This is a genomic window from Prevotella rectalis, assembly GCF_900607215.1.
In the GTDB taxonomy this organism is placed as follows: domain Bacteria; phylum Bacteroidota; class Bacteroidia; order Bacteroidales; family Bacteroidaceae; genus Prevotella; species Prevotella brunnea.
The window spans coordinates 23,900-37,338 of the sequence record NZ_LR027822.1 but is presented as its reverse complement, the minus strand read 5'-3'; the positions used below and the strand labels follow the sequence as shown (position 1 = coordinate 37,338).

Here is a 13,439-nt window from a genome sequence, read left to right as displayed (position 1 = left end):
TTCTTGATATCCACATAGGTGATGATACGCGCTATATGGTTGATACCGCCCTTCCTGAACACCACCACCTGCTCACGATATTCCATCAGCCCATCCTCGTTCATATCCATGCAGTCTGCCAACACCTCGTATTTGAGATTTTTCTTCATCTTGGTGACATAGACGACGTTCCTCTCGGTCAGTTCCTCAAACTTTTCATAGTTAATATATGCACGATCCAGGGCAACGATTTCATCATGCTTGAAATGGCTGGGGGCGAGCATGAAGGAATCGTTGGTAGCGGCAGAGGTGAACTTCACGTCACAGTGAACTCCCTCGTTTGCATGAATGACGGAATGCACTTTTATGCCACCCTTCTTCTTTCCCGTCTTAGGATGACGGCCCACGCCCTTGAAGATGACGTTAGAGAACAGGGTTATCGTGGTGGAATCGATGATTCTCAGACGTTTTATCCATTCCTCCGTACCATTGCGTCGGCTGTCCGAAGAAAGTTTGTCCTTATTGGACTCGTAAAGGTCGTGATACACGTCCTCAAAGAATTTCTCCGAGCGTCTGGCGTTCGCGTCTGACAGGGTACTGCGCTTAGGAACCCTGTCAATGCCTATGTGATGAAGCTTGCGCACCTCAGCCGTCATTGCCGCCTCTATCTCGCGCAGGGAGTCGAAGCGCATGATGACTGCATACAGCATCGTAAGAAGATGGGTGAAGCCATCAAAGGTCTTCACATACCGCTCACCGCCGTTCCGACGGCTTATTTCAACTATTTTATCATGGTCGAGAGATTTTATCAGCTGACCATATACCGGCTGTCCGAAGAAATGTGTACTTTTGCCCATGTTATCTGAGTTTGGAAACAAAAGCAAAGATAACAAAAAGGGCTGATACCTCGTGAGAAGTGTCAGCCCTAATTCATAAAAAATGTGGGATGTTTAGCGGACAGTAATAATAGGAAACTTTCGCTTTGTCTGAAAAATGATTTTTGGGGGAATAGAGCCAGCCAAACAAACCTTTTGGTCTGCCAAGCAACTTCGGGTCGGCTTTGACCAGCTGATAAAATCCGTTTTTTTCGCCTATGACATAAAAAGCCTCGCCAACCTTGTACTCCCCCAATGGATGCTGTCCATAGGCGGTAGAGAATGCCTTATTGGAGTTCCTGTCTGAAAAGACAATTCTCGCATCGTGATTATTCCGCAAGCGAGAGGGAGCCTTGGAATCGGGATAAAAGTTGAATGTTTCCCCCTTGATTCTTTGTGTCGCTTGATAAGTGGAAACCTGTCCAAATGAGAAAAGGGGGAAACAACCCACAAAAAGGAATGTAATAAAGGCTATCTTCTTTTTCATTTGTCTGCTACGCTTTGTGTTACTTGAATTGTTCTCACACAATTCTGGTTGTCGATTTTTACTTCTTGGATTTTAATTCGCCTATTGGGACTGCTTTCCAAGAAGTGCAAGCCTTGGCAATACCCTGAAAAGTCATTATATTTATCCCCATTGACGACTACGACGACTTGGCTTGACGGCGTACAGAAATAAGTGTCGCGAATATGGTTGACCTGTTCTTTGTAAGCCCTGTTGTCCCTTACGGAAAGATTGGCTATAATCTGTAGCCTCCTACGAATGTCGTCTTGGGCTAATCCCAGCGAATCTACAGGTGGTTCGGTTATAGTTTCCTCTACTTTTTCAAATTTCGGTAAAATCTTAATCCTGTGTTCTATTGGATATTTCGTAGTATTGGTCTGTAGGCGTACAACATAATTCCCGGGTGTTTCGTAAGTGTATGTCACTTGCTGCTCATAAGCATCAACTGTCCCCGTCTCACCAAACTCCCACATCCATGTGTCCACACCGACCCCATCCGCGGAAAAGGTGAGTTCCTCCCCCTGGTATCCCTCGGATACGGCATGGATCCTTGGCACGGAGTCGATTGCTGCCGCCTCTATGCCTGACACAACCTGTATGTAGCGGTTGGCTACTGTATGACCGTCAACCTTTAGTGTCACCAGATACTTGCCTGACTTTGGGTAAGCATACTTGGCGACCATCTTGTTGCTGATGGAATCACCGTTACCCATTTGCCAGAGAATTGACTTCCCCTTGACACGTTCCGGCTCGTTTACGGTAAATTCCAGCACCTCTCCAATCTCGTAATGGAAATTGTTGTTGCTGTCATGGATATTGAAGTCTACGTCACCCTTCACCGTACGGAAGGGGAGCCCTATTATCAGGATGATGCCGCCAAGCACCAGTATGCCTAAAAACACCGATAGGATCTTTTGTCGTTCCGTCATAACTATAAATTTGCTTTGCACTCCTCCAAATACTGCACTATCACCTTGTTGTTTTCCGTCGTGGCGGAAAACTCCTCCTTAACATCAAAATATTCCTTGACAATGCGAAACGAGTGAGAGCCAAAAAGATATTTTGAACTGTTGTTGTGTTTCTGGTAGATGTTTTGTAGCAGAAACATTTCTTCTTTGATTTCATCCAGCCGCTGAACTTGTTGGACGCTAAAGTCCAAAGAGTCAATCTTGTTCCCGATTTCCTTAACCTGCTCGGCGCATTTTTTCTGCTCGTCAAAAAGACGCTCGGTCTCCTTGATGTCTGAGATATAATGGTCACTCTCTACTTCAGGTATTCGAAAAATATATTTACACAAGCATGTAAACACTACGACTGTAAAAAAGATTAGCAGCAGGGTGAAACGAAAATTCGTCCACGCCTGCTCGTCATTGGTTCTTTTCATTTTTTAGACGGGTTTGTTCTTGATACTTTTGTCTGCACTTCTCAAGCTGATCCATGTTATACACTCTCTTGCGGCTTTCCGCGTCAGAGGCGTCCAATGTCTCCTGTGTCTTCTTGACTACCTCCAGTATCTGAGAGAATATGACATAGCGTTCCTGCTCTTCCGGAGAAAGGGACACAATTTCTTGCTCCATCATCATCCTTTGCTCCGTGATGATTTTCTGCATTTGCTTGTATTCGTTGATGGTTCGCGGTTGCGTCCTGAGATTGTGCAAATCCTTGAAGATATGCTCCAATTGGAAATTGATCTCTGCCTGCTTTTGAATGGTCCGTTCGTAGGCGGCTTTTTTCTCTTCCAAGAGGGCGGCTCCTTTTTGTGCTGTCACCAGCGTGACGGCTCCCGCCACGAACATGACGGTTAACAACAGGAAGAATACCAGACAGAACTGCCGGATCGTTCTTCTTCTATCTTCTTTATTCTTGATTTCCATAAGCCTAATCTAAGAAACGCCACGTCTTTTGGGTTTTCTCCTGCTCGACATTGCTGTCATCACTGATAATGATATTCTCACGAATTAAGCCAATGTAATCCAGCTCACTCATTTTCTTGATGATAGTGTCAAGTGTGGTCACAAACTTCTGGACGACACGGTTGGTTTTTGCAATGTCCAAGTGGTTGTATTTCAAAGAAAGGACATCTCCGACAGTTGTCTCAAAACTTGACGGACTGATTTCTGTCCATTCATAGAAATACTGCAGCATATATTCGTACTCCTTATTGGGGATTGTCCTTAATGCGTTGAAGATGGAACAAGCCAGAATATTGATGCTTTGGAGATAGCGGATTGGCGGCTCTTCGATGAGTATGTTCTCAATTTGGAAGGACTGGTGTGCGTAATACTCGTCTATTGCCCGACATAGAGTAAATACGTTGGATGTCAAAGTACTCCTTCGGCTGTCATCTACGTTCTTTTGGTAAATTTGACCAATGCAATCCTCCATATGATTCAGATGGACAATGGTGCCATTCAAAGATGTCCTTAACTTCTGGCTATAGGCCAACCTCTGTACAGGTGGGATGTACTCGTCATCCAAAACAAATCCACGACCTTCAAGCAAGCCTTTTCCTATGATGACAAAATCCTTGTTTAGGAAATGTTCGTTGCCGGACTGCACCGGGACGGCGGTTATCCGAATCTCAGGAAGCAGATGGGGGTGGCGAAGCGGTATCTCGTTCGGGTCTGGATAACCGACAGGAATGAGACGATCGTAAGAAGCTGTTACCGCTATATAAACGCCACCGTCAGCTGCATCTTTTCCAAGATCGGAAAGCGTTAACTCCGGAGAGAAACTGCCATAAAGTTCCGGTTCAAAAACGATGGTACTGCCACCCAGCGTAATGGCATTGCAATGGTTGAGCCTGATGGTTGAGCTCTCTGCCCCTGCTCCGACAACCTCTACTGATACAGAAGATGAATGGTGCTCCAAAGGCATACCAATGCCGTAATTGTATTCCGTGACATGCTCTGCCCTGAGATGTTGAAAACACTCTACCATGTGAAGGTGGGCATCAATGAAGTGCTGACAGGACAATTTCAGTCCATTGCTCCAGTTGATTGGAAGGTATTTAATCTGTTTCATGTGCTTTTGATTCTTCAACGATAATTCGTTTTATATATATGATCTGGTTCTTTCTTATTGCATTTTCCTTTCTGTCTTGTTCTGGATTCAGCACCCTGATGAACAATGGGTAATTGATCCATCGTGTCGTATAGAAAATCCACCCGGCATTCACACTTGAATCATTGACATCTATCTGGTGCATCGGGGAACGCCTGTTCTGGTCTTCCACCAGCCAGTTGAACCAGTCCCCTAGGCTTATATTGTCCTGAAGGCGGACGGTCAGAGAGGCATATTCCTCGTCTTCCTGTCTCCTTTTTATTCGGACTTTGACAGGAATAGCTTGAAAATTATCCGTATTATCCCATTGATTCCTGTTGAACCCACTCTGACCGAAAGACCACAGCTCATATAAAGGAGGCGGAATCTTGTGGAAAGCCCTAAGGCTAAGTAGTGTCAAAAAAGGCAAGGTGTACCAAATAACGGACAGCATGGACCAAGGGGCATACGGCATTCCGCCCAATTTCTCAAAAAGCAGAAAATGTATCCATCCTCCAAGTAACCCACAAATCAGCATGACAAGAACCTGGGACACCATGTTGCCGTCAACACCTATCTTCCTTGCCACATTGTTGTTCATCGTATAGGCGAACAAGCACCCCAAGAAAAGGTACAGGACGTTGACAATGAAGACACCTCCCCAAACGAATTCATCTTTGAGGATGGACAGGCAACCGGGTATTCCCAAAAGCAGTCCTGTTATTAAGATATATACGATTACATTTTTAAATTTCAACTGCTTCTTTATTGCCTTGATTCCATTCATTATCAATAGAATGGCGGCCACCAGAAAGGGTGCCAGGAGATATTTAAGAAAATATGTGATCAAAACTTCCATAATTGCACTTATTTTAATTTATAGTTGGGTGTCATATCCCAAACGGTTGTTTCCCAAGATAAAATCCATAGTCCCGTCAAGCGTGAACTTGATGTTAGTTTTCCTCGCTGACAAGATAAAGAAACCCAATACATACTTGACGGACTCGATGTGCTTTTGTACTTCTTTCATTGCGGGGACGCTATCGTGATAGTGGATCATGCCCTCGACATCCTCTATTTCGGACTGTATAACTCCATCCAGACCCGCGTCAAGACCAAGCTGGGTCTTTCCGAGTACGGGATATGGCAAATTCTCCACCTTGCATGACTTAAATTGTAATTTCACATCCAAGTTTAAAATCTCGTGAAGGAGAATGCCTATCTCCGAGAGGTTCTCCTTGGATGCATCTGACTTCCCTGCAAAGAAGAAAAGGCGCTGGCATTCGTCCGGGGTAAGTGTCTTATTGTCATATAGAATGTATTTCATCAATGCCTTTCTTATGGGATGCTCGTCTTTTTCCGAAAAGAAATTCAGATAGCGCCTGTGAATCCGTACCCGTTCTTTGAAAAAAGCTGTATCAAAAGGGGCAAAAAAGTGTAGGGCTTCTTTCTCCTTTCTGCGATTTTGCCTGATAGCCTCTATCAATTCTCTCTGGGACATATTTGGCTTACTCAGAGTCAATGGATGGAAGAGGCTTTCGGGAAGCTGGTGATAGATGCTGTTACGCGCCAGAACCAACTCTACCAACTCTCCCAAGGCATAAACGTGGCGCAACTTTACATCAAGGATGTCCTTGGACTTTACACGAGGATTCATGCCTTGATTTGCCACAACCACTTGTTCAAGGATATCCTCGCCCAAGATAAATTGCAGCTCATCGAGGAACACTTCCGCCAGAAGATTGCTTGACTCACTTCTGCGGAAGAGTGCCAACCTTTCCTCCTTACTTATATATCCAGTCTTTTCCATTCCAAACCGTTGTCTCGGTAATAAACTTTGACACTGTCTCCTTCCTTGATACCCTCGGAAACAATTAAGCGAGATATGCTCTTTTTAAGATAAGTGCGTATGACGCCAGCGATGGGGCGTGCCCCGTACTGGGGAGAGTATCCCTTGGCTGACAGGAAACGCAAGGCTTCGTCAGTGATATGTATGTGAATGTTCTTTTGCTCTTGCAGTTGCTGTTGCAAACGAGAGAAGTGCAAGCGGAAAATAGACTGGGCTACCGTTTCGTTAATGGGTGCAAACGGTACGACTTCTGTTAGGCGTCCCAAAAATTCTGGTCTGAAATGCTGGGACATGACTTCTGTCAGATGTTTTGAGTCTGGTGTGATTCCTTGATTGAACTGTTCTGCAATCCAACTGCTTGCAATGTTTGAGGTGAATATGATGATGGCGTTTGAAAAATCCCCTTCGCGCCCTAACTTGTCGTGTATCTTTCCTTCGTCCATGATTTGCAGGAAGACATCATATACACTTGAGTGCGCTTTCTCGATTTCATCAAAAAGAATGACAGAATAGGGCTTTTGGCGGATCTTTGTCACCAGCAAGCCACCTTCTTCATATCCTACATATCCCGGAGGCGCACCATAAAGCAAAGCTGCTGAATGTTCCTCCTTGAACTCGGACATGTCAAACCTTATCATGGCGTTCTCGTCGTCAAAAAGCAATTCGGCGAGTGATTTGGCAAGTTCAGTTTTTCCTGTACCTGTCGGACCTAAGAAAAAGAAGGAACCTATGGGCTTGCGAGGGTCACTGAGTCCGCTTCTGGACTCTATGATGGCGTCCGAGAGCGTTGTGATTGCTTTATTTTGCCCTTTGACCCTTTCCTCCAGACGACTCTCAATTCCTAACAGCCGGTCCTTTTCTTGGGCTTGAATCTTTCCCAAGGGAATCCCGGTCATCTCTGCGACAACCGCTTCGACCTCACTTGGAGAAACGCGCGGAATGCCATTCTCGGCTAGGACGGACAGGTTCCTGAGAGTCTCAGACGTTTTCGCCAGTTCTTCTTCCAAAGTACCTTCTGAAAAACTAATGCCATTAGGGAGCTTAGAGATCAGTACTACGCTGATTTTCGATCTCAGACTATTAGAAAAAAGACGTAAATCCTGTTGCTGACGGTTTGGATCCTCCTGTTTGAGGGATTCAAACTTGGAAAGGAACACATCCAACTCGTTTAGAGAATTTTTGTTGCTCAAGCGTACTGCGGCAGCAGTCGCGTCCAACAGGTCTATTGCTGCGGCGGGCTGTTTCTTCTCTTTAAAATATCGAGAGGATAATGTCATCGACTCCTGCGTGGCGTTGTCGCTTATGGAAAGACCATAGTATTCTTCCATCCGGTTGGAATGCTCCCTTAGCATACTTAGAACAGTGAACTTGTCCAGTTCCGAAATATCCAAAATATCCAATTTGCTCTCTATACTGTTTTTTTCGATATGCTTTCTGAATGCATCTGGAGTAATTGTGAATACAATACTTGTTGAACCGTCGCTAATTTGGGAGTTGAATATGTTGATGAGGGTTGTCGATTTTGTTTGCCCACCAAATTCCAACAACATTTGCAGGTCGTCTATCAGCAAAACGGTTTGTCCCTCCATCTCATCCAATTTTCCAAGAAAATAGGAGATTTTCTGGGCTAGCTCTGTTTCATTGCCGGAAGAAGCCAACAGCTTTGCTGTGTGTAAGCCGATAAGTTTGATTTGAGAAATCAACTCGTCGTGGTTCTCGCAGACCTCCTTTACCAGAGAATGAATAATAGCCGTTTTGCCTACACCGGAATCTCCTATAAGCATTATAGCTTTATTGGCACAACGCTCTAAGCCTTCCAAGATAGTACGTACTTCTTTCTCACGTCCCAAAACAATCCTTCCTCGAAGGATATATGCCTCTTCTTTTAGATTATACGCGAAAGGGAAACTTGCCAAGAGTTTATTCTCCTCTCCTTGATAAAAATGATTAACCGCTTGTGCATTGAAGAAAGAAAGGACATCATCCTCAGAAACGGACAAGGACTCAATTTGACTGTCCGAGAAAACAACACCTTGGCGAATAATCGCTGTAAATACACATAAAGCGTCTATGCTGTCGGAGCCCAACTTTATCTTTGAGCGTTCCGCTTCCTCAAGCACAAGGGTCACTTGACTGTCTGCGACAATACCATCACCTTCATGTTCCTCTGACACGTACATCTCACGGCGCACGTCAAACCATTCATGAATATAGCCGACATCCTTGTTCATTGAGCTCAGTATATTGGACAATCCTGTCCCCGTCCCTTCTGAAAGCAAAGCAAGCACCAGATGGGAAATACCGTAGCTTGTATGGTTGTCCGCGTTTGCCATAGATGCTGACAAGCGCATGGCGGATTGCACACTATTGCTTATGTTTCTTTCCATCATATAAAATTAATTTTATAGGTACTGTGACTAATGGATTTCTTTTGCATTTCCTCGGCAAGTGTGTTCGCCAAAAAATCTAATTGGTTCATTTTGGAGTCCACTTTTTTTATTTCAGATGACAGGTGTATGCTGACATCCGTAGTCCGGACTATTCCTTGAAGTGAACCGTTGGATATGCAAATGCCGTCCTTGATGTCAACCCCATTCACCATTGAACCCAGACGGTGGTATATATAACTCTTAACGTCCTCTTCAGAAACAATGCGGTTATTACATAATAAGCCGTACCGCAAACTATTGATGAGCTCTTGGTCGTCCGTATGCAACCTGCCTTCCACCGTTGATGTTTGGAATCTAATGCTGGACGGGTCAAATTTATCCATGTCCAACTGTTGAACAAGATTTCTCTGATTGATGCCATTGGCACTTTCTCCTTGGGTTTGCCAGTATTTCAATTCTGCAAAATGACTTTCTTTGTGCGGAACAGTTAAAAGAAAAGCCTTGTTCTTGTTCCCTTTGAAGTTTTGACGATCTATGCTCTTTTCAGTAGCGTCCAATTTTTCTTGCAGGACTTTTAGATCGGAGGAAAGGCTGTCTGTGTCAAGGGAGGCAAAAGCATTTCCTTCCTCTCGGATTAACCGCAGAACCTTGCTAATCTCACTCTGGGCATTGTCACTGTCGAAACGCTCCAGATTCCCGAAATACAAACTATAGACACCTTTGACCTCTTTCTGATACAAGGAAAGCCTATTGCGAAACACACAACCATTATTGTCCTCAAATTTGTGTATGTTCAGCAATGAAGCGTTATGTGAGCAGGGCAATGAAACTATTCTCCCATGTGTCCTGAAACTATGATTTACCAAGACCAATTGCCTGTTCACGACAGGAAAGGTGTTAAAAAGAATCTTGATGTTCCTCAGTTCCTCTCTGTTGAAGACCTCAGGAAATGACAAACGAATCCAAACCGCATTTTCATTTCCCTCAATCTGGTCTAATTCAGACAGAGCACTCGGAAAAATCTCTTTTATCGTCTTTGCTACGGGATCTACAGGTAGATTTAAGTCTATGTATGCTTGTTGATAATAGGTCGATATTTCTTCAAAATAATGTTCCTCTTCGTGAGATTGTTTCAACAGATGAGGAGCTGTCTTTAATTCACGACCTTGGTCATCATAAGCCTTGACATTCTGGATGAAAGGGAGTAAAGACCTGTCTTCCGGCAAAACACAAATAGGCAGTGTCGCGATTTTTCCCAACTGAGAATCCGGGATGGACAGACCTATCCACAACGTGAAATCTGCGATGCGATGAGTGGATGGCAGAAGTTCTATATGTTCCGTTCGTTTACGGATATTATATTGAAGTTCTGTTCCGTATGCCAGAAATGGAATTCTTATGTCAAATAACGGCTCTTCCACCAAAGGGGTGAAATAGAAAGGCATATCATCCTTGCCTAAAGCTACCTTGCGCGCATAGAATTGGTCTTCTGTTCCCAATACTGCGGAATTGTCGCCAAACTGAGGATGTACTGTCAGCAATCCGTGGGCTGGGAATGGGAGCGACCATATTTGCGGAATCAGTATTCTGGCAAGACGGTTTAATATTTGGGCATCGGACTTCTCGATCTCTTGGTGCAGCTTGTAAAACTCATAAGCGACGACATCCAGCAGCAAATCAACCACAGGGTCTATCAATCTTGCATCATCAATCTCCCACAAAGACATGGCATAGTCTAAAACCCTCTCTTTTATTCGTGTAAAATTCGGGTCAGTCGTAAAACCCAGTTGCACCCCTCTCCCCTCATGCACATAATTTCATAAGCCTGTAAAGGAAGAAAGGAATATCCGTTACTCCCCTGAACTGTGCCCTGAAGGCTTTGACTTTTGCGTTGTTTTGAGCATCCACACGGCATCCTTCTGACTCTTGTAGAGGTCGGCAATGCCCAGCCGTTTGAGGTCGAGGTCGGGGAAAGTCTGGTGCGTACCGTCAAAGTTTGGTCGCACAAAACAGTTGAAAAGGTGGTTGTACCTGTCGGAGAGTTGCTGCTTGAACGTGTCGGGTGTGCGTCCGAGCCAATCAACAAAGCCCTGCCTGATTTCCTCAATCTTGGCATTTGCCATCTGTATGGCGTGTCCATCACGCACTTTTATTGTTTTTATTTCTCCCGTGACCTTGTCCGTAACTTCCTTACTCTTGTTGATGTCTGGAATGGTATTGTGCAGGGCGTGCTTCAGAAGATTGATGCCGTCATAGCGGCGGAACTCACCCTGTACGGCATACTTGTGCCAGATATTGGCATTCTTTTGGTCGCAGACAATGCTGTACTCGTCCATGTTGGAATGGTAGGATACGCCAATATCTGTCTCGAAGAACTCTGAGGCAAACCTGTCATAGACTTTAGCAGGTATCCAGCGTTCACCGAGATTGAAGTCAAGGTCTGCAAAAGGAATGGGGGTTGGCGTGGCTGCACGTAGGGCAGCAAGGCTCTGCTTTGCTTCTTCGTGGTCGGGATGGTCCAATAGCCATGACTCGATACGCTCCGCCTTTTCTATTACATTGCCCGAAATGAACTTGTCCGCCACCTCGTAGGCATTCTCTTCGGGATTGAAATAGATGCGACCTTCCAAGGAAGAAATGATGTCGCTTTCCTCCATATCAGGTAAAAGCGAACTCATGAAGTCAAGTTCCACCGTGCCGTACTTGTTGAGCGATGCGCCCAGTGCCTCCATCGGGTCTGTGGCAACGGTCAGTTCCGTGGTAGAAAATGCCGTTGGATGGTCAAAGATGTCCGCCTTGACGTACCTGCCGTTTTCGGAGCGTTCCAAGAAAAGCATTTCCACGCCTGTGGCATCCATCTTGATGATGTCGGTGTTCGCCTTCTGATTGAAGTAGCCCCAGCGTGCAACATAGTCATCATACAAGTGATTGAGCCTGCTGCGGTCTTCCCTGTCTTCTGCATGGTTCTCTGCCTCGTAGTCATAGAGACGATGATAGCACTCCCGTATCTCGATATAGCTTTTTAGTCGGGAAAGCTGCGCATACGGCAAGTCCATCGGATTAAAGGTTGGATTTCGCTTTAAGTCAGAAAGAAACCCCACCTGACCTTTCTGCACGACAATGGAACCATCTCTCAGGTGAGAGTCCGGCAATGATAGAAAAGGGCGTGGTGAAGCGTCAAACTCTTTCTTAACCTCTGTTATCGGTTGTGGCTTCCGCTCTTCGGCTTCGTTCATGAAATCAAAGAGAGACGGTTCACGATATGACTGAGAGGAAGTCTTCTTGCTGCTTTTGCCCTTGGTTCTGTGCTGCGTTGCAGTTGTTGGCTGTTTCTCCTTATTCTCGTTGCTTCCTTTATTTCCCGTCAGCCTCTGTTCTTTGGAAGCCTGTATCTGTGTTTTAGGGGCTTCCTTAATCTCGCCGTTCACGCGCTTTACTTCCTGCGTCCAAAGACTGTATTCTTCTGGTGCAAACAGTGAGGGCTGCTCCGTTTCCTGTCGCTCATCAATACTGTCCATAATGGGGTGATGATCCTCATCGAAATAAACCGTCTGCCCGTTCATCTCCCGTGGGGCTTCCACGTCGGTGCGGATTTCTTTCACTTCCTGCTCATATTGGCGGTGAAGGCTAAGCACGGGTACGCCCTCTGGGACTGATTCTTTAATAGTAGAGCCTGCCTCTTGTATCTGTACTGTCTGCTCACCGCCCGTTTTATCAACTTGCTCACTGATTTTTTCAACTTGAACTTCCTCTTTGGGTTCTTCCGTGGAAAGGTTATCTTCCATTGTCGAAGTCTGAACCTTCCACAGAGTCCATCTCCTTCTGCAGGATAGCCTCCTGTATCTCCAAAGCTTGCGGTATCATGCCGAACTGCTCGTGCGTGAGTATGATACAATCCCAGTCGTTGTTCTTGATGTCGTTGAAAATGCGTTGCCTGTTCTGCTTGTTGAAATCATTCTTGCCCGGATAGAGAATCCTTGCATTGGGATAAGCCTTGCGGAAGGTATCGGCAATATCGAATACATTTGCCTTCAGTCCGATAATCATCGGCTTGTTAGCAAGTCCTAACCGCTTCATCTCATAGGCTGCTGTACACATGATAAGCGTCTTGCCCGCTCCCACCTCGTGGTCGCAAATACCACCGCCATTGGTTTTGAGCATCCACACGGCATCCTTCTGACTCTTGTAGAGGTCGGCAATGCCCAATCGTCTGAGGTCAAGATCGGGAAAGGTCTGGTGCGTACCGTCAAAGTTGGGTCGCACAAAACAGTTGAAAAGGTGGTTGTACCTGTCGGAGAGTTGCTGCTTGAACGTGTCGGGTGTGCGTCCGAGCCAATCAACAAAACCCTGCCTGATTTCCTCTATCTTGGCATTTGCCATCTGGATGGCATGTCCGTCCCTTACTTTAATGGTCTTGGTCTCTCCCGTAACCTTGTCCCTCACCTCCTTGCTCTTGTTGATGTCGGGAATGGTATTGTGCAGGGCGTGCTTCAAGAGATTGACGCCGTCATAGCGTCGGAACTCTCCCTGTACGGCATACTTGTGCCAGATATTGGCATTCTTTTGGTCGCAGACAATGCTGTACTCGTCCATGTTGGAATGGTAGGATACGTTAATATCTGTCTCGAAGAACTCCGAAGCGAACCTGCCATAGACCTTGGCAGGTATCCAACGTTCACCGAGATTGAAGTCAAGGTCTGCAAAAGGAATGGGTGTTGGCGTGGCTGCACGCAGCGCAGCAAGGCTCTGCTTTGTTTCTTCGTGGTCGGGATGGTCCAAGAGCCACGACTCAATGCGCT

Annotated in this window: 10 protein-coding genes and 2 pseudogenes; all 12 read right to left on the bottom strand. The window is 45.6% G+C overall.

What is annotated here, in order from left to right:
• Nucleotides 1-836, bottom strand: an 836-nt coding sequence (locus E0E16_RS08510; RefSeq protein WP_130830619.1) for a DUF4372 domain-containing protein, incomplete at its 3' end; no start/stop codon positions are given.
• A gap of 73 nt (nucleotides 837-909) precedes the next feature.
• Nucleotides 910-1,341, bottom strand: a complete 432-nt coding sequence (gene tssR, locus E0E16_RS08505; protein WP_255418159.1) for a type VI secretion system protein TssR domain-containing protein — start codon at nucleotides 1,339-1,341, stop codon at nucleotides 910-912.
• The gene (locus E0E16_RS08500; protein WP_232503630.1) at nucleotides 1,338-2,198 is read right to left on the bottom strand and encodes a PKD domain-containing protein; all 861 of its coding nucleotides are present in this window, start codon (nucleotides 2,196-2,198) and stop codon (nucleotides 1,338-1,340) included. Before E0E16_RS08500 ends, tssR begins: the two co-directional genes overlap by 4 nt.
• Nucleotides 2,199-2,290: 92 nt before the next feature.
• Nucleotides 2,291-2,743, bottom strand: coding sequence for a type VI secretion system TssO (gene tssO, locus E0E16_RS08495; protein ID WP_130829979.1), 453 nt, complete (start codon nucleotides 2,741-2,743; stop codon nucleotides 2,291-2,293).
• Complete coding sequence (locus E0E16_RS08490) at nucleotides 2,727-3,233, bottom strand: hypothetical protein (RefSeq protein ID WP_025072612.1); 507 nt, start codon at nucleotides 3,231-3,233, stop codon at nucleotides 2,727-2,729. Before E0E16_RS08490 ends, tssO begins: the two co-directional genes overlap by 17 nt.
• 4 nt (nucleotides 3,234-3,237) lie before the next feature.
• Nucleotides 3,238-4,383 carry a hypothetical protein gene (locus E0E16_RS08485; RefSeq protein ID WP_255418158.1) on the bottom strand — a complete coding sequence of 382 codons (1,146 nt, stop codon included), beginning with the start codon at nucleotides 4,381-4,383 and terminating at the stop codon, nucleotides 3,238-3,240.
• Entirely contained in the window at nucleotides 4,370-5,260 is an 891-nt protein-coding gene (locus E0E16_RS08480) for a TssN family type VI secretion system protein (RefSeq protein WP_130829977.1), read from the bottom strand. Before E0E16_RS08480 ends, E0E16_RS08485 begins: the two co-directional genes overlap by 14 nt.
• Nucleotides 5,261-5,278: 18 nt before the next feature.
• Nucleotides 5,279-6,211 (bottom strand): hypothetical protein, encoded by a 933-nt coding sequence (locus E0E16_RS08475; RefSeq protein WP_130829976.1) that lies wholly within the window; start codon nucleotides 6,209-6,211, stop codon nucleotides 5,279-5,281.
• Entirely contained in the window at nucleotides 6,190-8,640 is a 2,451-nt protein-coding gene (locus E0E16_RS08470; protein ID WP_130829975.1) for an AAA family ATPase, read from the bottom strand. Before E0E16_RS08470 ends, E0E16_RS08475 begins: the two co-directional genes overlap by 22 nt.
• Nucleotides 8,637-10,433 (bottom strand): type VI secretion system baseplate subunit TssF, encoded by a 1,797-nt coding sequence (locus tag E0E16_RS08465; RefSeq protein ID WP_130829974.1) that lies wholly within the window; start codon nucleotides 10,431-10,433, stop codon nucleotides 8,637-8,639. The genes E0E16_RS08470 and E0E16_RS08465 overlap by 4 nt, the downstream gene beginning before the upstream one ends.
• Before the next feature lie 99 nt (nucleotides 10,434-10,532).
• Nucleotides 10,533-12,299, bottom strand: a pseudogene (locus E0E16_RS14990) (DUF8437 domain-containing protein); the annotation flags it as partial.
• A 142-nt stretch (nucleotides 12,300-12,441) separates the two neighbouring features.
• Nucleotides 12,442-13,439 (bottom strand): annotated as a pseudogene (locus E0E16_RS14985) (helicase-like domain-containing protein); the annotation flags it as partial.